Annotated in this window: 22 protein-coding genes, 3 tRNA genes and 1 pseudogene; 12 read left to right on the top strand and 14 right to left on the bottom strand. The window is 59.8% G+C overall.

The genetic code is table 11. The annotated features are described in order from the left end of the window. Positions 1-44: 44 nt before the first annotated feature. The 4 genes from NKH67_RS10275 to NKH67_RS10260 form a co-directional block, all read right to left on the bottom strand. Entirely contained in the window at positions 45-245 is a 201-nt protein-coding gene (locus NKH67_RS10275) for a DUF2905 domain-containing protein (protein ID WP_352501655.1), read from the bottom strand. Between the two features lie 48 nt (positions 246-293). Further along, entirely contained in the window at positions 294-899 is a 606-nt protein-coding gene (locus NKH67_RS10270) for a cupin domain-containing protein (protein ID WP_352501656.1), read from the bottom strand. A 168-nt stretch (positions 900-1,067) separates the two neighbouring features. After that, entirely contained in the window at positions 1,068-1,265 is a 198-nt protein-coding gene (locus NKH67_RS10265; RefSeq protein ID WP_084641813.1) for a hypothetical protein, read from the bottom strand. Between the two features lie 163 nt (positions 1,266-1,428). After that, positions 1,429-2,016, bottom strand: coding sequence for a hypothetical protein (locus NKH67_RS10260; protein ID WP_352501657.1), 588 nt, complete (start codon positions 2,014-2,016; stop codon positions 1,429-1,431). An 88-nt stretch (positions 2,017-2,104) separates the two neighbouring features. Here NKH67_RS10260 and NKH67_RS10255 point away from each other — a divergent pair, with 88 nt between their 5' ends. Both NKH67_RS10255 and tcmP read left to right on the top strand, forming a co-directional pair. Continuing rightward, complete coding sequence (locus NKH67_RS10255; RefSeq protein ID WP_353030731.1) at positions 2,105-2,869, top strand: DUF5131 family protein; 765 nt, start codon at positions 2,105-2,107, stop codon at positions 2,867-2,869. 87 nt (positions 2,870-2,956) lie between these two features. After that, entirely contained in the window at positions 2,957-4,129 is a 1,173-nt protein-coding gene (tcmP, locus tag NKH67_RS10250; RefSeq protein WP_352501659.1) for a three-Cys-motif partner protein TcmP, read from the top strand. A 16-nt stretch (positions 4,130-4,145) separates the two neighbouring features. Here the strand turns inward: tcmP and NKH67_RS10245 are convergent, their stop codons facing one another. The 4 genes from NKH67_RS10245 to NKH67_RS10230 all read right to left on the bottom strand — a co-directional run bounded on the left by NKH67_RS10245 (position 4,146) and on the right by NKH67_RS10230 (position 6,126). Further along, the gene (locus NKH67_RS10245) at positions 4,146-4,532 is read right to left on the bottom strand and encodes a hypothetical protein (protein WP_352501660.1); all 387 of its coding nucleotides are present in this window, start codon (positions 4,530-4,532) and stop codon (positions 4,146-4,148) included. Between the two features lie 71 nt (positions 4,533-4,603). Then, positions 4,604-5,386: a DUF4145 domain-containing protein gene (locus NKH67_RS10240; RefSeq protein WP_352501661.1), complete on the bottom strand. Its 783-nt coding sequence runs from the start codon at positions 5,384-5,386 to the stop codon at positions 4,604-4,606. A 265-nt stretch (positions 5,387-5,651) separates the two neighbouring features. Then, entirely contained in the window at positions 5,652-5,897 is a 246-nt protein-coding gene (locus NKH67_RS10235; protein WP_352501662.1) for a hypothetical protein, read from the bottom strand. A gap of 153 nt (positions 5,898-6,050) precedes the next feature. Further along, positions 6,051-6,126, bottom strand: a tRNA-Thr gene (locus NKH67_RS10230). 158 nt (positions 6,127-6,284) lie between these two features. Between NKH67_RS10230 and NKH67_RS10225 the strand changes: the two genes are divergently transcribed. From NKH67_RS10225 to NKH67_RS10215, 3 genes are all read left to right on the top strand, one after another. Beyond that, positions 6,285-6,452: a hypothetical protein gene (locus NKH67_RS10225; protein ID WP_352501663.1), complete on the top strand. Its 168-nt coding sequence runs from the start codon at positions 6,285-6,287 to the stop codon at positions 6,450-6,452. A gap of 176 nt (positions 6,453-6,628) precedes the next feature. After that, positions 6,629-6,928 carry a BA14K family protein gene (locus NKH67_RS10220; protein ID WP_352501664.1) on the top strand — a complete coding sequence of 100 codons (300 nt, stop codon included), beginning with the start codon at positions 6,629-6,631 and terminating at the stop codon, positions 6,926-6,928. A 423-nt stretch (positions 6,929-7,351) separates the two neighbouring features. Beyond that, positions 7,352-7,708: a hypothetical protein gene (locus tag NKH67_RS10215; RefSeq protein WP_352501665.1), complete on the top strand. Its 357-nt coding sequence runs from the start codon at positions 7,352-7,354 to the stop codon at positions 7,706-7,708. 40 nt (positions 7,709-7,748) lie between these two features. On the opposite strand, the gene bhcR is transcribed toward NKH67_RS10215, so the two are convergent. Beyond that, positions 7,749-8,606, bottom strand: a complete 858-nt coding sequence (gene bhcR / locus NKH67_RS10210) for an HTH-type transcriptional regulator BhcR (RefSeq protein ID WP_352472784.1) — start codon at positions 8,604-8,606, stop codon at positions 7,749-7,751. A gap of 203 nt (positions 8,607-8,809) precedes the next feature. On the opposite strand from bhcR, the gene gcl reads away from it, so the two are divergent. The 3 genes and pseudogenes from gcl (at position 8,810) to NKH67_RS10195 (ending at position 12,358) form a co-directional block, all read left to right on the top strand. Further along, positions 8,810-10,591 carry a glyoxylate carboligase gene (gene gcl, locus NKH67_RS10205; RefSeq protein ID WP_352501667.1) on the top strand — a complete coding sequence of 594 codons (1,782 nt, stop codon included), beginning with the start codon at positions 8,810-8,812 and terminating at the stop codon, positions 10,589-10,591. 23 nt (positions 10,592-10,614) lie between these two features. Beyond that, a pseudogene (gene hyi, locus NKH67_RS10200) lies at positions 10,615-11,397 on the top strand (hydroxypyruvate isomerase); the annotation flags it as partial. Positions 11,398-11,470: 73 nt separating this feature from the next. After that, positions 11,471-12,358, top strand: coding sequence for a 2-hydroxy-3-oxopropionate reductase (locus NKH67_RS10195; protein ID WP_352501668.1), 888 nt, complete (start codon positions 11,471-11,473; stop codon positions 12,356-12,358). Between the two features lie 123 nt (positions 12,359-12,481). Here the strand turns inward: NKH67_RS10195 and rlmB are convergent, their stop codons facing one another. Beyond that, positions 12,482-13,333, bottom strand: coding sequence for a 23S rRNA (guanosine(2251)-2'-O)-methyltransferase RlmB (gene rlmB / locus NKH67_RS10190; protein WP_352501669.1), 852 nt, complete (start codon positions 13,331-13,333; stop codon positions 12,482-12,484). 202 nt (positions 13,334-13,535) lie between these two features. Here rlmB and NKH67_RS10185 point away from each other — a divergent pair. Together NKH67_RS10185 and NKH67_RS10180 are read left to right on the top strand one after the other, a co-directional pair. Further along, positions 13,536-13,620, top strand: a tRNA-Tyr gene (locus tag NKH67_RS10185). Positions 13,621-13,687: 67 nt separating this feature from the next. Then, a tRNA-Gly gene (locus tag NKH67_RS10180) sits at positions 13,688-13,761 on the top strand. Between the two features lie 166 nt (positions 13,762-13,927). On the opposite strand, the gene NKH67_RS10175 is transcribed toward NKH67_RS10180, so the two are convergent. Next, positions 13,928-14,395, bottom strand: a complete 468-nt coding sequence (locus NKH67_RS10175) for a YidB family protein (RefSeq protein ID WP_023680430.1) — start codon at positions 14,393-14,395, stop codon at positions 13,928-13,930. Between the two features lie 159 nt (positions 14,396-14,554). On the opposite strand from NKH67_RS10175, the gene NKH67_RS10170 reads away from it, so the two are divergent. Further along, a complete protein-coding gene (locus tag NKH67_RS10170; protein WP_023717513.1) occupies positions 14,555-14,812 on the top strand; it encodes a GlsB/YeaQ/YmgE family stress response membrane protein in 258 nt (85 codons plus the stop codon). A 45-nt stretch (positions 14,813-14,857) separates the two neighbouring features. Here the strand turns inward: NKH67_RS10170 and NKH67_RS10165 are convergent, their stop codons facing one another. The 3 genes from NKH67_RS10165 to NKH67_RS10155 form a co-directional block, all read right to left on the bottom strand. Further along, the gene (locus NKH67_RS10165) at positions 14,858-15,229 is read right to left on the bottom strand and encodes a peptidoglycan recognition protein family protein (protein ID WP_352501671.1); all 372 of its coding nucleotides are present in this window, start codon (positions 15,227-15,229) and stop codon (positions 14,858-14,860) included. Between the two features lie 394 nt (positions 15,230-15,623). Next, the gene (locus tag NKH67_RS10160) at positions 15,624-16,073 is read right to left on the bottom strand and encodes a GFA family protein (protein ID WP_352501672.1); all 450 of its coding nucleotides are present in this window, start codon (positions 16,071-16,073) and stop codon (positions 15,624-15,626) included. A 33-nt stretch (positions 16,074-16,106) separates the two neighbouring features. Beyond that, positions 16,107-16,994, bottom strand: a complete 888-nt coding sequence (locus NKH67_RS10155; protein WP_352501673.1) for a DMT family transporter — start codon at positions 16,992-16,994, stop codon at positions 16,107-16,109. A gap of 271 nt (positions 16,995-17,265) precedes the next feature. On the opposite strand from NKH67_RS10155, the gene NKH67_RS10150 reads away from it, so the two are divergent. Continuing rightward, the coding region (locus tag NKH67_RS10150) for a GTP-binding protein (protein ID WP_352552241.1) at positions 17,266-17,497 on the top strand (232 nt) is incomplete at its 3' end.

The raw sequence follows: 17,497 nt of genomic DNA, 5'->3' as shown, positions 1-17,497 counted from the left end.
GCGAGTTGGGCCTGCAACACAAATCGCCGCAGCCGGAGCATCGCCTACCGGCTGATCAGCCATAGAATGGCCGAGAGCACGATGCTGACCAGTATCCCCGTGGTGATAGGGACATAAAGCCTGAAGTTCTCACGCTCGATCACGATATCGCCTGGCAGCCTGCCAAGGCCGGTCCGAGCCAACCAAGGCCACAGCAGGCCTATGGCAACTATGCTGAGACCAACCACGATCAGAGTTCGCGACATGGCAGCATCCTGCCGATAAAAATGCCGGACGCCTAGTATGGACCCGGATCACCCAGCCGTTAGGCCTGCTCGAGCGAGGATTTCAGGAGCCGGCATGACATGCCCGTGCGGCTTGCAGTAGACGGGGTCGATCGCGCGATAGCCGAGCAGATGGCCGAGTGGCGCCAGGATCCCCAGCGCCACTCGCTGAATCGCAGGTGGCGGGTGCGTGAAGACGATCACGTCGGCAAATTCTCTGGCGATGACTGCTGCCTGAAGCGGCGAAGGTCTACCTTTTCTGTCCACCTTGCCGGCATTGGCCAGGCCGAAGAGCATGCCGATCAGCAGCTCGAAACGGTTCGGGTCGACATTGTCCGCACCTGGCGCCCGGTCGACTTCGACCAGGACATGCGCTTCTTCGGTTTTGCTGCTGTTCCACCAATCATGTGCGACGCCTGCTTCGACCATGGCGGATTGGCCAGGCCCCAGGGACAAACTTTTCCCGGCGATGCAAGCGTCGAGACGGCCACGGAGGATGGTAAACCGTTCCGTCAGGTTCGGGTGGAAGTGCTCGCCCACCACTGCGGCTCCCGGCCGGGCGGTCAGATGAGCGATGCCAGGTCCCTGGCCGCGGTCTTCGGTGCCACGCAGGATGACCGCATATTCGCCGGTCACCTTGTTCTCGTAGACATCTCCACAGCGTGACATGGATCGGCTCCGGAGTTTCAGAGCACCACTGCCCGGCAACTCTATCGTCAAAGGCTTGGTCGTTCAACGACGCTCCAACGGGCGATTGCGGAAACACCAGTTGCCGGCTCTTCGTCAACGCGGGCGATCAGCGCTCTACCGAACATGCTTAGGCGGCCGCGCACGCGGAAACGGCACGACCGTCAGTGGCGCCTTGCGGAATTCCGCGATGGCTATTTCTTCAATCAGCGCGTCGAGGGCCTCGTTGACGCGTCGGCTCGTTTCATCCGCGCCGCAGAGGCGGTTTTGTGCGCACTCCAAAAGCTCGCGCGCCGCGGCGAAATCACTTCGCATGACAACACCCTTTGGTTTTTGGCCCGCCGCACCGACATTGTCGGCGCGCTTAATTGAGCGAGTGCTAATATACACAGGGGCAATTTAATCGAATGCTGTTAAATGGCTTGGGGACGAGATCGGAAGAATCACTCGACGCCGGCGGCTGATCAAGGCCGTAGGCTCAGAAATTCCGTCCTTTAAAAGCCTCCATAATTCGGTCATCGCTTAAGGCCACGTCCAGAACACCAATCAGCCGCTCGCGAGAATTTAGAGCCTTCTGGCGTGACGGGGCGTGGGCAAAGAAATTCGTGGTCACCGAACCAGTCAGTCCGTTGAACCCATCTAAATTGACCTTGATGGGGGCTAGCTCAAAATGAACGGTCCAGTCGTCGCTCGCCGATTGGTTTTCGATGGCGTCGCCAACGGAATTGAAAAGACTCGCCCAATCTTGCGGCGCGATTTTTGAGTACCAAGAGCTTACGACTTGGACGTAACCACCCGCTATTTCCCTTCGATGCTTTTCAAGCGCCAAATCGGTATGGGATCCCAGATCGCATCCCACCGAAAATAGAGGCGCCTCGCTAGCGGCCAACCTCATCAAAAAGCCTTTGAGATTCGCTGAGTTCAAACACTCAGGGATTTGCGCAGCAAGATCAGCGCGGCCTCTGATGTCGACGAATCCGCAGTTACTTCTGGTCGCGCTGTGGAATGCCGGATACGGCACTGTGATTGCCTCAGTCTTTTCCGAATTGGAAATCTCTGCTGCCATTTCGACAAACATCCTCGCTAACGATAACTTATATTTCTTGTGGTGGATTCTCAAACGCCCGTTCTCTGCATCTCAAGGAGATTATTCCATGGCCGAAACCAGCATTGAGTGGACCGACGCGACCTGGAACCCTGTGGCGGGTTGCTCGATCGAATCGGACGGCTGTAAATTTTGCTATGCTATGCGGATGGCAGCACGCTTAGAGGCGATGGGCGTAGAAAAGTACCAAGGCCTGACTCGGAAGAGTGGCGGCCGTGCGAAATGGACAGGCAGGGTGACGCTGGACAGAAAGTCTCTTTTGATACCGGCAACATGGTCTAAGGCCCGTCGAGTGTTCGTGAATTCGATGTCGGATCTGTTTCACGAGGATGTGCCTGCTGAGTTTATACGCGACGTTTGGAGCGTGATGGCTGAAACACCGCGTCACACGTATCAGATATTGACAAAACGACCTCGGCGGATGACCGAGGTTCTCAAGCGGGATGATTTTCCGGTTTTGCAGAACGTTTGGCTCGGTACGAGCGTCGAGGACGGAAGGGTGCTGGCGCGGCTGAACGAACTCCGCGACGTTCCTGCCGCGGTTAGGTTTGTTTCGTTCGAACCGCTGATCGGCTCTGTCGCCAAAGCAAATTTGTCGGAGATACATTGGGCAATCGTAGGGGGAGAAAGCGGGCCTGGAGCCCGCCATATGGAACCCGGCTGGGTGGACGAGATCGAGGCACTGTGCCGGCGTGCAGGCACGGCGTTCTTTTTCAAGCAATGGGGCGGCCGAAACAAGAAAGCGACAGGCCGCACGCTTAACGGTCGAACTTATGACGAAATGCCTGCATCGGAATGCATCATGCAGATTTGACTATTGCACTGAAGAAATACCCGCTGCAACATATCGTCTGCCGTAGGTCGACGTTTGCTTGGCCATACGGTCCGGGGGCAGCAACACGTGCAAGAAATTTATTCGGGCCGCGAGCAGACGGCGGCGAAACACTTTATTCTGCAAAAATACCTGCAGTCCCTAGCGTTTAAGGTGCTCCTCGGTGGCTATCCTACGTTGACCTACGTCGACGGATTTTCTGGACCATGGGAGGCCCGGACTACCGACTATTCGGACACATCCTTCATGATCGCGATCCAGATGCTAAAGGATGCGCAGCAGCGCATCCAGGATCAGACAGGGAAGACTAAGAACATTCGCTGCTTTTTTGTGGAAGCTGATCCGACTGCTTTCGCGGAGCTCGACAAAGCCGTAAGGGCTTACCATGATCCATCCGGTGGTTTCCATGTTCACACATTTTGCGGCCGGTTCGAGGACTCGGTCGATGCGATCATCGAAGTCATAGGGGCATCTTTTGCTCTGACTTTTATCGATCCCACTGGGTGGACCGGATACGAGTTCGACAAGGTCAGGCGCATAGTTGGATACAAGCCAGGTGAGGTCCTGCTCAACTTTATGTTCGACCACGTCAACCGGTTCACAGCATGGGACGATCCCAAAATCGAAGCTTCATTTGACGGCATCTTGGGCATCGGGTGGAAGACCCGGCTAGATCCACTCTTACCCCGAGAGATTGCTGTCCAGACGCTGTTCAGCGACGAGTTCCGTGAGGCAGGCCAATTCCACCATGTCCTTCTGACGCCTATAGAAAAACTAGCAGACCGCCCCTTTTTCTGCATCGCCTACGGAACCCGCAACATCAACGGGCTGGCCACCTATCGAGAGGTGGAGTTCGCTGCGCTCAAAGACCATGGACTGCGAAGGATCGGTGCTCGCCAAGCAATTGAAACTGCAAAGACTGGGCAGATGGACCTACTAGCTGCATCCGGCTTTAGCGGTCCGACCCCGGTTGAGAGACAGGTCCCGCTCATCAAGGCCGGCGCCCGCCAGTGGCTACTAACCAAGCTTCGGCAGAACAAGCATGCAATCCTCTTTGGGAAAGTTTGGCCGCCGATGATCGAGACATTCATGTTGCGAAAAACAGACGCTGGACAGGTCTGTGTCGACCTCGCGACCGAAGGATTCGTCCGGGCATCGTGGCGAGACAATGGGTCGAAGCGACGCACCCCAAACGATAGTGACGCAATCGAATTAACAGCGAAGGGGGGTGGCGCGCTGTAAGGCGACTACGGGCGAATTATGCCCTCTTGCGGCGCTGCTCCGTTAGCTTCTGATAATCTGCGTCCGCTATCCGCTCGGTCTCCGCGATCAGCCACGCCCAAGCATGAAGGTGCTTTGCTCTGAATTCTAGGTAGGAGTGCACATCCGCGATCAGGATGTTCGCTAGGCACTGATTCATGTCCCAATACTCGATCAGATAGCCATGCCGGCCAGCGTTGTAGACATGAACCGTGTCAAGGTCTTTTCCGAATTGCTGCTCCAAGTGAATGCCGTTGCGCGCTAGGATCGGAGCCCAATCGCCACCTGTGGCGTCGGCATCGCGCAAGACGTTGGCGTACCACTCAGGCGGCTCGCAGGGCTGTAGCGAGGTACCGTCGAAGCGAAGGCAGCTTTCATGCGTCATGTTCGATTCCTTATGATTCGGGGGCCGATCATGACTCGGCCGCGCGATCGGCCGCAAACAAATACACGTTTTTAGGTTTGCGATTTAGGGGCCTGTTTGGCCTGCTTAGGTGTTGCCTTCGCTTTCTTTGGACGAGGCGGAACCTTAGCTTTCATTCTGGCGATCTTGGCGGCGGCGGCCTTCTTCCTAGTTGGAACGACGAATGAATCGTATATGAAACCTTCAAGTGTATCCATAAGCACATCGAGATCGTCCACCGATGGTCTCCATCCGCGATGGGCAGACGCGCTTCCTGCGTCAATCAGAACGTCCAGATGCTCTCGCTCAGAATCCTTGATCAGCTTCCTTGTGACCATATTATCCAACTTCTGTTGGAATGGCAGGCCTGCATCTATCCCTAGAATCTCTGCCGCAATATCAAAGGATGTTCTCACGCCAATCGCAGCAAGCATTTTTAGGTCGTGATCTAGGGCTCCGTAGAGTTCCGAAAGCGATTGATCTAGCAGGACAACGCCTTCAATATCTGTGGCGATACCGTTGACTATGAACCATTCTGGACGTTCTCGCTTGAACTTTGCAGGCCAGGTCCGGATCGTCTCCTCATGAACAGCCTCCTGTTCCCCCTGAGAATTGTAGTCATAGTAGTAGCTTTCGGAATCGGTGCTGATGGACTGAGCAAACACGTGCTCGCAGCCGCAGCAAACAAGAAGATACCAGCCTGTATGCCACTGGTAGTTTCCTCCTCCATCCTCGCCGCGTTCCGAGTGGTATCCCGCTACGTCGCAGTTCCGATCACCACGGCAATTCGAGCAGAATGCCTTTAGCTTCGTGCCGATCTTACCCCCGGTTTCCACGGCTTTCTTCCCGCTTCGCTATTCCCGGGCGACCGTTGCGCCATCGGAAAGCCAGCGTCAAGTCTTCTCCCGAAGGGAGTTCTCGACGGCAATCCATTGTGAAAGCAACGCGTCTGTGGGTGTGGAGCCGGACCAGCGAAGCTTAGTCGAATGGCATTAAATGCGCGGGGAGCAGGAGATGCCAGCCGGTCCGCATCGTGGTTCGATTGAATTTTTATAATGCCCGGACGCGACCCGGAGGGCTTTGCGTTGCAAAACGCGGGGATTAGTCCGGATACGTCCTTGGGCGGCTTATGTATTCTCTGGCGGCGGCAATCTGGCGTCGGTGCTCGCGCAGGAAGGCTGCGCCGAAACAAATGGCGAAGGCCAGTACGGAAAGGCTTGTCGTTGCTCTTGATGTTGGATCGGGGTCGGGACTTGTCAGCAAACGAAAACCGAACGCGAAGGCGAAGACGATAAGGCCGCCAAACATCCCGTTGATGAAGGGGGCGGTCGTGCGTTTCTGCTCCAACGAAGACTCCTAGGTTTTCCGCTAGGGAACTATGGTTTCCGCTAGGGAATATATGCGTTGAAGCTGATGTGCTACCGATCCTGACGGCCCCGGCCTGTGGATATCGGGGATGAGCAGATATCAAGCGCCCCGGAGGTCTCAAGAAGCCCGTACTGGTGCCCCCGGACGGAATCGAACCGCCGACCTTCGGTTTACAAAACCGCTGCTCTACCAGCTGAGCTACAAGGGCACGGCGCTTCGGTTACCATATTTGATGCGCCAGTAAAGACAAAACTCCGTTTTTCGGTTCCCGGCGAACGCGCCGGTTCTGCCGCCGGGGCGTCCTGAAAACGGCCAATTCGCTTCCTATATTGATGGAAGGTGCAATCGCATCAGCGAGGCAGTCGCATGATCAGGTTTGTCATCATTCTCCCGCTCGTCGTCGTGGCCTGGGTTCTCCTGGTGAAGCTCATCAAGGACCTGAAGCACGTCAATATCGACTGGACCGGCGTCACCACCATCGTCGGCTTCATCGCGCTCGCCTTCTGGCTTCGCCACATCACCGGGATGGGGTGAGGCCTGCCGGTTGTTCCGGTGAACTGTCGACGGCGCGACCATTCGTGGTCGCGCATCAGACCGCGCGATTTCGCCCGCCGAGAAAAAATCCAAAAGGACCTTCGAACCTTTTTCCTTGCCGCAACGACTGATGGTCAAGAGGCGGTTGGATCGCCTCCGACAACAAGGAGATCGTCATGTTCAAGCGCACCGTCGTTTCCGGCCTCGTCGCCACCACTGTCGCCGCCGCCATGCTGGTCGGCACCGTTCAGCCGTCGGCCGCCCATCACAAGCACAAGCACCTCGGCATCGGCATTGCCGCAGGTGTCGGCGGCTTCCTGCTCGGCAGCGCGCTGGCCCAGCCGCGCACCGTCTATATCGAGGAAGACGGCGGCTCGTGGCACGTCCGGCGCTGCCTCAATCGCTACCAGAGCTACGACCCGTACTCGGACACCTATGTCGGCTACGACGGCTATCGCCATCGCTGCTGGCTTTGAGGGCCACGATGCCAGCTTGGGAGGACGTGACCGTTTCATGCAACCGGAAGGGCGCCCCACTGGCCCTTTTTCTGTTGTTCGGCGATAGGCTTCCTGTCGAAATCGACTGACTATCAGTGTCGGCGCTGCCCCTCATCTGCCTGCCGGCATCTTCTTCCCGTATAGTGACGGGGAGAAGGGACGCTCTCGGCGATGATTTCGCCAGTCTCCAGCGCTGCAAGAGGGCGCCAAGGTCGCGGTCAGCTTCTTTCTCCCCGTCACTATACGGGGAGAAATGCCCGGCAGGGCAATGAGGGGCAGCGCCAGCTTCAGTCTCCAAGCAATTTAGCTATCATTTGTCTCCGATTTCACCAGGAACCCGGCAGTATACAGCGATTTCCCAACAGCCTAGTCTGCACCGATAGCGAAACAGGGAGAGGGCGCTTGGGCGAGCACGATCCGAACGAAGAGCCGATCGAGACGGTTTTCCGCAACGGCACAATCACCACCGTCGGCATCCTGCTGGCGTTCTCGCTGGGCTTCATCACGCATTGGGCCGCCAACCCGATACCTTGGGAAATCTATCACCTGGCCGCCGTCGTGCCGATTTTGATCGGCATTGCCCTGCAGATACGAGCGCTGCGGTTGCTGCTCGACTTAACGTCTCTACAACGGCGCGTTTATGAACGCGCCAATCGTATCTTCATTGCCGGCCTAATCTTCACCGCCTGCGGAGTTGGGCTGGCGATGCTGCTTGATTTCTACGACCTATCGACCAAGAGCGCGGTGCCCGGGGCCTAGCTTTGGCCATCCTGGCAGATGTCGCACCATTCGACGCTGGTCAGCGCAGCCATGCGCTCGGTTCGCTGCGAAGGCCGGGAGGGGTCGGCAGCCCGCCGATCATCCTTGTCACCTTCGCCGCCGCATCGTGCACAAGCGGGCCGATCTCGGCCAGCCGTTCCGGCGTTACCCGCACCGTCGGCCCGGAAACCGAAACGCCGCCGATCGGCTCGCCGAACTCATTGAAGATGGCGGCGGCAACGCAGCGCATGCCCGGATGCCGCTCCTCGTCGTCTACCGACCAGCCGCGCAGCTTGATCGTCACCAGGTCGCGGGCGAGCGCCGGGATATCGGACAGCGTGTTTTCGGTGAAGCGCTCCAGCCCGGCCCGGCGCAGGATGGTGGCGACGCGTTCCGGCTCGAGATGCGCCAGCACTGCCTTGCCGATGCCCGAGGCATGGAAGGAGCTGCGCGTCCCCGGCCGGAAGAAGGCGCGGATCGCCTGATGCGTCTCGACCTGACTGACAAAGACGACGCAATCGTCCTCGGCGACGCCGAGATTGGCGGTCTCGCCGGTCTTCTCCATCAATTCCTGCATGACGATACGGGCGCGGTCGACCAGCTTGCGGCGGCGCAGGAACGCCGCGCCCATGCGATAGGTCTCGACGCCGATCGACCACAGCTGGTCGGTACCGTCGAACTCGACCATGCCGTGGTTCTCCAGGGTCGTCAGCATGCGGTAGGCGGTGGATGCCGGCAGACCGGAACTGGCGGCGATCTCGCTCAGCGACAGGCCGCTGCCATCGGCAACGATTGCCAGGATGCGCAGCGCCCGGTCCAGCGACTGCACCGAAGCAGCCTCGGCCGGCCCGTTGAAGGCGCGCGGCCGGCCGCGCTGGCGTTTTTCGGTGGTTTCCATCGGGCCATTCTTCGCTCTGTTCGCCCAGCAAGGCAATGAAAAAGTTTTTCATCGATTTGCGAAGCGAATTCGTGGAAAACAGAAAGTCAAATCAATTCAATCTACAAGAGCCGTTTTCTAGAAATGAAAATATATTCTGAAAAAATTGAAAAATCATTGGTGCGCTGGCATCATCGGCTATCAACAATTCCGTGGAGGCTGACATGGCCAAGATGCGCGCAGTCGACGCAGCGGTTCTCGTTCTCGAAAAGGAAGGCATCTCCTGTGCCTTCGGCGTGCCGGGTGCTGCGATCAACCCGCTCTATTCGGCGCTGAAGGCGAGGGGCAGTATCCGCCACATCCTTGCGCGGCACGTCGAGGCGGCTTCGCATATGGCCGAAGGGTTTACCCGCGCCAGATCGGGCAATATCGGTCTGTGCATCGGCACTTCGGGTCCCGCCGGAACCGACATGATCACCGGCCTCTATTCGGCCGCTGCCGATTCAATTCCCATCCTCTGCATCACCGGGCAGGCGCCGCGGGCGCGTCTCAACAAGGAGGATTTTCAGGCCGTCGACATTGCGGCGATCGCCGCACCCGTCGCCAAATGGGCGGTTACGGTGATGGAACCCTATCTGGTGCCGATGGCGCTGCAGAAAGCGTTCCATCTGATGCGCTCGTCGCGGCCGGGGCCGGTGCTGATCGATTTGCCTGTCGATGTGCAACTGACCGAGATCGAGTTCGACATCGATGCCTACGAGCCGCTGGTGCCGTTCAAGCCGGCAATGTCGCGCGCTCAGGCCGAGAAGGCGTTGACGATGCTGAACGGGGCGGAAAAGCCTGTCATCATCGCCGGCGGCGGCATCATCAACGCCGATGCGTCCGATCTGCTGATCGAATTCGCCGAAGTCACCGGCGTGCCCGTCATCCCGACGCTGATGGGCTGGGGCGCGATCCCCGACGACCACCGCCTGATGGCCGGCATGTGCGGGCTGCAGACCTCGCACCGCTATGGCAATGCCACGATGCTCGAAGCCGATTTCGTTTTCGGCATCGGCAACCGCTGGGCCAACCGCCACACCGGTTCGGTCGACGTCTACACCAAGGGCAAGAAGTTCATCCACGTCGACATCGAGCCGACGCAGATCGGCCGCGTCTTCGCGCCGGACCTCGGCGTCGTCTCGGACGCCGGTGCGGCGCTGAAAATGCTGCTCGACGTCGCCACCGAGTGGAGGACGGCCGGAAAATTGCGCGACTGGTCGGGCTGGGCCGGCGAATGCCGGCAGCGCAAGAAGACAATGAAGCGCAAGACGCATTTCGACCAGGTGCCGCTGAAGCCGCAGCGCGTCTACGAGGAGATGAACAAGGCGTTCGGCCGCGACACCACCTATGTCACCACGATCGGCCTGTCCCAGATCGCCGGGGCGCAATTCCTGCACGTCTACAAGCCACGCAACTGGATCAATTGCGGCCAGGCCGGCCCGCTCGGCTGGACATTGCCGGCAGCCCTCGGTGTTCGCGCCGCCGATCCGGACCGCACAATTGTGGCATTGTCCGGCGATTATGATTTCCAGTTCATGATCGAGGAACTGGCGGCCGGCGCACAGCACAAATTGCCCTACATCCATGTCGTCGTGAACAACGCCTATCTCGGGCTGATCCGCCAGGCGCAGCGCGGCTTTTCGATGGATTTCGAGGTCAGCCTGGCCTTCGAGAACGTCAATCGACAGGGCGATGCCGAAGCTGGCTATGGCGTCGACCACCTCGCCGTCGCCGAGGCGATGGGCTGCAAGGCGGTCCGGGTGCGCCGGCCGGAGGAATTCGCCGGCGCGTTCAAGGAGGCGCAGCGCCTGATGAACGAGCACCAGGTTCCGGTGGTGCTCGAATTCATCCTCGAGCGCGTCACCAACGTTTCGATGGGTACCGAAATCGACAAGATCACCGAATTCGAGGAGCTAGCCGAACATCACGAAGATGCCCCCACGGCGATCGTCATGCTCGATTAAGCCGCATATGAGGAACTACTGCCATGCCACGGTTCTCAGCCAATCTTTCGATGCTCTTTGGCGAGCATGACTTCCTCGACCGCTTCGATGCCGCCGCCCGCGCGGGCTTCAAGGGCGTCGAGTATATCGGCCCCTATGACCATGCGCCGGATGTCGTCGCAGCCAGGTTGAAGAAGAACGGGCTGACGCAGGTCCTGTTCAACCTGCCTGCCGGCGACTGGGCCAAGGGCGAGCGCGGCATCGCGATCCTGCCCGACCGCGTGCCGGAGTTCCGGCAGGGCATTGCCAAGGTCGTCACCTATGCGCACGCATTGGGCTGCGAGCAGGTCAACTGCCTCGCCGGCATCGCGCCGCAAGGCGTCGACCGCTCCGTGCTGGAAGACGTCTTCGCCGAAAATCTGGCTTTCGCGGCGGAAAAGCTGGAGCAGGCCGGCATCAGGCTGCTGATCGAGCCGATCAACACCCGCGACATTCCGGGCTTCTTCCTGAATTACTCGGACCAGGCCCTGGCGCTGATCGACCGCGTCGGCTCGAAGAACCTGTTCCTGCAATACGATATCTATCACATGCAGATCATGGAGGGGGATCTCGCCCGTACCATCGAGGCAAACCTCAACCGCATCGCGCATATCCAGCTTGCGGATAATCCCGGCCGTCATGAGCCGGGGACGGGCGAGATCAATTTTCCCTTCCTGTACAACCACATCGACCGCATCGGCTATTCCGGCTGGGTCGGGGCGGAGTACAAGCCGAAGGGCGGAACGGAAGCCGGGCTTGGGTGGTTCAGGGACCTGGCCGGGCAGGGAGTGCGGCGGCATAGACGCAACGTGTCGCACGTCGCGTTCCTGCGCGCCCCCTTAACAAGAAACGGAGAAGGACATGGAAACCATCGGCTTCATCGGCCTCGGCATCATGGGCGCGCCGATGGCGGGGCATCTGCTAGACGCCGGTTATCAGGTCGTCGCCAGCGACCACCGCTCGAAGCCGCCGGCCGATCTCGTCGCCAAGGGCCTGAAGGCCGTCACCGGCCATGATGCCGTTGCCCGCGCGGCCGACATCGTCATCACCATGGTTCCGGATACGCCGCAGGTGGCCGATGTGCTGTTCGCTGAGAATGGCGTCGCGTCAGGCCTCACTAAAGGCAAGCTGGTCATCGACATGAGCTCGATCTCGCCGATCGAGACCAAGGAATTCGCAAAAAAGATCAACGATGTCGGCTGCGACTATCTCGATGCGCCGGTGTCGGGCGGCGAGGTCGGGGCCAGAGCGGCATCGCTGACCATCATGGTCGGCGGCGAAAAAAATGCCTACGAACGCGCCAGGCCTATCTTCGAGAAGATAGGCAAGAACATCACTCTGGTCGGACCCAACGGCGTCGGCCAGATCACCAAGGTTGCCAACCAGATCGTCGTTGCGCTGACCATCGAGGCCGTCGCCGAAGCGCTTGTTTTTGCATCGAAAGCCGGCGCCAACCCGGCCAAGGTCAGGCAGGCGCTGCTGGGCGGGCTCGCAAACTCGCGCATCCTGGAAGTGCATGGCGAGCGCATGATCAAGCGCACTTTCGCGCCCGGCTTCCGCATCGAACTCCACCAGAAGGACCTGAATCTCGCCCTTGAAGGCGCGAAAGCGCTCGGCGTCGCACTGCCCAACACTTCAACGACGCAGCAATTGTTCAACTCCTGCGCGGCCAACGGCGGCGCTAAGGAAGATCATTCGGCGCTGGTTCGGGCGCTGGAGCGGATGGCGGGATGTGAAGTGGGTGAATAGTGAATAGTGAATAGTGAATGGTGAATAGGTAGTCAGTTGCAGATAGGTGAGTAGTTGGTAGTGAATTGGTCACGACTTACGGACAGTCTCACCATTCACCATTCACCATTCACCATTCACCATTCACCCTTTCAAAAATTTCCCCGCCGCATAAAGCGCCACCGCGGCGGCATTCGACACGTTGAGCGAGCGGATGGCGCCCGGCATGTCGAGGCGGGCGAGCGTCGTCACCGTTTCGCGCGTTTTCTGGCGCAGGCCTTTGCCCTCGGCGCCAAGTACCAACGCGATCTTTTCTCCGGCAAAGCTGGTTTCAAGTTCCGCCGGCCCGTCCGAATCCAGCCCTATCGTCTGGAATCCGGCCTCGCGCAGCTGCTCCAGCGCATCGGCGAGGTTCTTCACCTCGATCTGGTCGATGTGCTCCAGCGCGCCGGAGGCCGACTTCGCCAGCACGCCGGATTCCTGCGGGCTGTGGCGCGCCGTGGTGATCAATGCACCGGCGCCGAAAGCCACCGCCGAGCGCAGGATCGCACCGACATTATGCGGATCGGTGATCTGGTCGAGCACCAGCACCAGCCTGGTGTCGCCGAGCGCATCGAGGCGTTTCGGTTTCAGCGGCTCGGCCTCGATCACCACGCCCTGGTGCACGGCATCCGAGCCGGTGACCTTGTCGATGTCCCTGGGTTCGACCAACTCCGCCTTGAAGGGCAAAGCGCCAAGGTCGGCGATTGCCAGCCGCTCGGCAGCGTTGCGCGTCACCAGCATCTTCTTGATTTTGCGGCGCGGATTGTCGAGTGCGGCCCGCACCGTGTGCAGCCCATAGAGCCGCACCAGCCCATCCGCCGGGTTCTCGCCGGGCGGCACCGGCTGGCGTGGCCTGAATGCAGGCGCGCCACCGCTCTTCTCGTCGCGATGCGCGCGGCGCAGCTTGGCGTAGTGGGTGTCTTTAGGGGTCTTGGATTTGTTATCGTTGCTCATGGCCGGCTTCTATAGCCGTGTCGTCCGGTCATGGATACAGCCGCAGAAGCTGCTTGTCGGGCGAGGCGTGAGATTCAGCGCTTTTTGGCGGGCTGTTGCGGTTGACAGTTTTGGGCGCTGCCGCCATAAGGCGCTTCGCGGAAGGGCTGCTTTGGCAGCCGCGACGCGTCGATGCCTCGTTGCATGGCTCCGGCGGCAGACTGGAGAGGTGCCCGAGTGGTTAAAGGGGACGGACTGTAAATCCGTTGGCTATGCCTACGTTGGTTCAAATCCAACCCTCTCCACCACTGCCGGCCCGGAAGCCCTGAAACGCAGAGCGAGCGTCGGAGCGGATCCGATGCTTGACTGAAAGGCGCGGGTATAGCTCAGTGGTAGAGCAGCAGCCTTCCAAGCTGAATATGCGGGTTCGATTCCCGCTACCCGCTCCAGATTTCCCCCAAGCCGCGGCGCACCTCGCGCACGATGCCGAAGCAGGCAGCCCCAAGCGAAGCGCTTTGCCGATAGTTCAAAGTATTCGTTGCGCGTCCAGACGGACGCGCATCTTAATCTGTGTTATCGTTGTCCCGAACCGCAGGCGGCGTTGGGCGACAGGCGTCAGCTCGCGAATTTGCTGAATATGGACGCGAGCTGGTTCTGCTGCGGCACTTGCCCGTTCGGCGTCAACTGGTCGACAAGCCCTGGCAGGGCTGCGGATAGTTGCTTGAGCAGGTCCTGCTGGTTCAGGCCCGTCCTTTGCGCGATCTCCTGGATGATCTGCGGGCCGAGGGCACTGCCCAGATCGCTGGGGTTGATCGGCTGGTTCTGACCGGTGCCGACCCACGAATTGGCGACGTTGCCGTGGCCGGCGTCCTTCAGTTTGTCGAGCAGTCCGCCCAGACCGCCGAGCAGTCCGCCGTCGGCGGATGCGGTTGTATCAGGCGGGACGGGGGCAGGGCTCTGCGCCGCCTCCGGTTGGGCGGAACTTCCACCGCTCAGCATTTTTCCCACCAAAAGTGCGCCGAGCGCGATCATCAGCGGCTTGGCGACGTTGCCGCCGGGAACGGCATTGTCAAACAGTCCCATTGTGGCTCTCCATGTCAAATTGCCCGTCCGTCTCCAACAATGACGCATCCATGGCGAATTTCAAGCCGGTTTGAGCTTTCCGTAATCATGATTTTCAAGTTGGCTTGAGCTTTGCTTAATAATGTGGAAGTAATCGGGTGCGGGGAACGGAGAGGAAAAATGTCAATATTAAGCTGGATTATTCTCGGCGTCATCGCCGGCTTCATAGGCAGCAAGATCGTCAATAAAAGCGGGCAAGGCCTGGTGCTCGACATCGTGCTCGGGATTGTCGGCGCCATCGTCGGCGGGCTCATCTTCAGCGCCTTTGGCGCGTCGGGCGTTACCGGGCTCAACATCTATAGCCTGATCGTAGCCGTGGTCGGTGCCGTGGTTGTCCTGTGGGCCTATCATCAGTTCAGCGGCAAGAGGGCACTCTAGAAGCCGTCCGGCAGTTGCGTCGGCATTCGGGTGAATGCCGACCGCCTATCTGATCCTTTTGAGGATTTCGCGGATCAGCGTGTTGAGGCCGGCTTCCAGCCCTCTCACCATGATCGGCCATAATTCCTCGAGCAATCGCTGCCATACGGCATCGCGCCCAATCCTCACCGGCAGATTTGGCATCGCGCCCATTGCCGCCGTCACGTCGCGGCGCAGCCGCTCGCCACAGGCGCTTGCGCCGCTGATCGTCGGATCGAAGGGCAGCCGGGTGAAATCCCATTTTCCGCGCTGCTCGATGCCGAGATTGCTCTCGACTTCGGCATGCGACAGCACCGTTTTGGGCGTGACCTTGATACGGTAGTATTTGCAGAGTTCGGCGACAACGGCGGTCATCGCGTCCCACTGCGCCCTGGTCATCGGATAGCGGCCGGCATCGAACGGGCCTTTCCTCCGCCCCGGCCATGCAGCAGAGCGAAACCCCGATCGAGCCGCCGTTGCAGTTGAGCGTGTGCGCGGCATATCCCGGTTTTACCCGGCCTGAATTGAGCGTGATCGAAGGCCGGCCCCTGACCAGGCGGCCATTCCCCTCGACCAGTATGTGATACGCATCCCTGTCGGTATCGCCGGCCGAATGCGAGCCGGCCGTCCAGTGGCAAATGACGCGCCTCATCGCAACATTGGGCAACCAGTCGGGCGGCAATGCCACAGAAATCCCCGCGACATAAGTTCAGTGACGGAGCACAGTATAGTTTCCTTGGCGGCGGACGCGAAAACGAAACGATAATTTGGTTGAGCGTTTTCTAACGGTCAGCTATTCGCCGGCATCTCCGGCGACCGCGTGTTCTCTGTATTGCGGCAGATCGTCGGTGATCGTGAACCACTTCGCCTTGGAGCCGACGAAGATGTGCTGCGTCGGGCGGATGGTCGGCTCGTCGACCAGGGTTCCCATGGCGACATGCACGAAGGCGCCGTCGCGGACCACCGAATAGAGCAACGAGCCGCAGGTCTTGCAGTGCGCGTCATGGCCGGTTTCATCGCCGAAGATCGTGAGATTGTCCTCGCCCTTGGTCAGGCTCAGCCTGTCGCGCTCGATGCCGGCGAATGGCTTGAACGCCGAGCCGGTGGTGCGCCGGCAGTTCGAGCAGTGGCAGTTCGCGGCATAGACGAACGCGTCCGCCACCGCGTACTGAACGGCGCCGCACAAGCACTTTCCGATAAGCCTGCGGTTGCGTGAATTCTGGTTGTCATCCGGGCTTGCCACGCGCTCCTCCCATTATGCAGGCTGATTTCAGTTTCAAGCGACGACGGTCAACCGGCGCTTGCGCTCGTCGAGCGAGACGATGGTCAACCCGCTGGCCACCACCAGCAGGATGCCGCAGATGGCCAGCGCATTCGGGAGCTGCCGGAAAACCACCAGGCCTGAAATCACCGCCCAGACGGTAAAGCAATAGTAGAACGGCGCCACCACGCTGGTCGGCCCGACGCGATAGGCCATGAAGATAAAGAAGTGGCCGAAGATCAGGAACAGTCCGGCGCCGCCCATCAGCAGCAGGTGACGGATTTCAGGTACCACCCACTGCTCGGAAACCAGATGCGCAACGCCGGCGCCGGCGAGCACCACAATCACCGCGGAAATAGCGACGATCATCCCCGGCACGTCGGCGGCGACCTTGCGTCCGGCCAGATCGCGCGCCGCGGACAGGGCTGCATTGCCTAGCGCCAGCAGGGCATAGACCGAAATCCCCTGCATTGTAGGTTGTGCCACCATCACTGCGCCGATAAAGCCGAGCCCGATCAGCGCCAGGCGCAGCCCACCGATCCGTTCGCCAAACAGCATCGAGGAGCCGACCAGCATCAGCAAGGGCGTGATCTGTCCGAGCGCGGTCGAATCGGCGATCTGCATGTTGGCGAGCGCCACCACGTAGCAAAGGATCGCACCCAGTTCGAGCATGTTCCTGCGCAAAACCTTGGCGTCGAGGATCAGCGGGATCTGCTTGCCGTAGCCCAGCATGAACAGCAGCGGAATGCCCCACAATGTTGCCGCAGCGCCGCGCAGGAACAGCACCTCATAGGGCGGCAGTCCCGCGGTTGCGAGCTTCATCATCGTGTCGTTGACGATGTAGGACCCGGTCGAAACGACCATGAACAGCGGGCCTCGTATGGCAGTCGGGATGAAATGCATAGGCCCACGAAATCAGACCGGCGCCAGGGCGGCAATGGGCCAGATCCGGCTGTAAATCCGTCAAAGCCGTCAGCCGCCGCCACAACCATTCCAATTGCCCTTGTTCGTTCCTATATCCGCGCCACATTCTCCGAAACCGGATCACGCGTTCGGGCGGGCGAGCGCGCTCGGCGACAAGGCACTTGTGTTTTTCGGCCTTAGTCGCTAATCGCCCCGCATTCGACTGAACTGAAGGTCCAGGCCATCCCCAGGCCGTCCAAGGAAAGAGACTATGGCAAAAGGTAAATTCGAGCGCACTAAGCCTCATGTGAACATTGGCACGATTGGTCACGTCGATCATGGCAAGACGTCGCTGACGGCGGCGATCACCAAGTATTTTGGCGAGTACAAGCGCTACGACCAGATCGATGCGGCGCCGGAAGAGAAGGCGCGCGGCATCACCATTTCGACGGCGCACGTCGAATACGAGACCGCCAACCGCCACTATGCCCATGTCGACTGCC

The sequence above is a fragment of the Mesorhizobium sp. M0968 genome, assembly GCF_040319065.1.
Lineage (GTDB): Bacteria > Pseudomonadota > Alphaproteobacteria > Rhizobiales > Rhizobiaceae > Mesorhizobium.
Note: the sequence above shows the minus strand (reverse complement) of the source record. Positions and strands in the feature narration are given on the sequence as shown.

What these genes read in the sequence shown, in the direction of transcription:
- NKH67_RS10275 (WP_352501655.1), bottom strand. Translation starts at nt 245, where the DNA reads ATGTCGCGAACTCTGATCGTGGTTGGTCTCAGCATAGTTGCCATAGGC.
- NKH67_RS10265 (WP_084641813.1), bottom strand. Translation starts at nt 1,265, where the DNA reads ATGCGAAGTGATTTCGCCGCGGCGCGCGAGCTTTTGGAGTGCGCACAA.
- NKH67_RS10260 (WP_352501657.1), bottom strand. Translation starts at nt 2,016, where the DNA reads ATGGCAGCAGAGATTTCCAATTCGGAAAAGACTGAGGCAATCACAGTG.
- NKH67_RS10255 (WP_353030731.1), top strand. Translation starts at nt 2,105, where the DNA reads ATGGCCGAAACCAGCATTGAGTGGACCGACGCGACCTGGAACCCTGTG.
- NKH67_RS10245 (WP_352501660.1), bottom strand. Translation starts at nt 4,532, where the DNA reads ATGACGCATGAAAGCTGCCTTCGCTTCGACGGTACCTCGCTACAGCCC.
- NKH67_RS10225 (WP_352501663.1), top strand. Translation starts at nt 6,285, where the DNA reads ATGATCAGGTTTGTCATCATTCTCCCGCTCGTCGTCGTGGCCTGGGTT.
- NKH67_RS10220 (WP_352501664.1), top strand. Translation starts at nt 6,629, where the DNA reads ATGTTCAAGCGCACCGTCGTTTCCGGCCTCGTCGCCACCACTGTCGCC.
- bhcR (WP_352472784.1), bottom strand. Translation starts at nt 8,606, where the DNA reads ATGGAAACCACCGAAAAACGCCAGCGCGGCCGGCCGCGCGCCTTCAAC.
- gcl (WP_352501667.1), top strand. Translation starts at nt 8,810, where the DNA reads ATGGCCAAGATGCGCGCAGTCGACGCAGCGGTTCTCGTTCTCGAAAAG.
- NKH67_RS10195 (WP_352501668.1), top strand. Translation starts at nt 11,471, where the DNA reads ATGGAAACCATCGGCTTCATCGGCCTCGGCATCATGGGCGCGCCGATG.
- rlmB (WP_352501669.1), bottom strand. Translation starts at nt 13,333, where the DNA reads ATGAGCAACGATAACAAATCCAAGACCCCTAAAGACACCCACTACGCC.
- NKH67_RS10175 (WP_023680430.1), bottom strand. Translation starts at nt 14,395, where the DNA reads ATGGGACTGTTTGACAATGCCGTTCCCGGCGGCAACGTCGCCAAGCCG.
- NKH67_RS10170 (WP_023717513.1), top strand. Translation starts at nt 14,555, where the DNA reads ATGTCAATATTAAGCTGGATTATTCTCGGCGTCATCGCCGGCTTCATA.
- NKH67_RS10165 (WP_352501671.1), bottom strand. Translation starts at nt 15,229, where the DNA reads ATGACCAGGGCGCAGTGGGACGCGATGACCGCCGTTGTCGCCGAACTC.
- NKH67_RS10155 (WP_352501673.1), bottom strand. Translation starts at nt 16,994, where the DNA reads ATGCATTTCATCCCGACTGCCATACGAGGCCCGCTGTTCATGGTCGTT.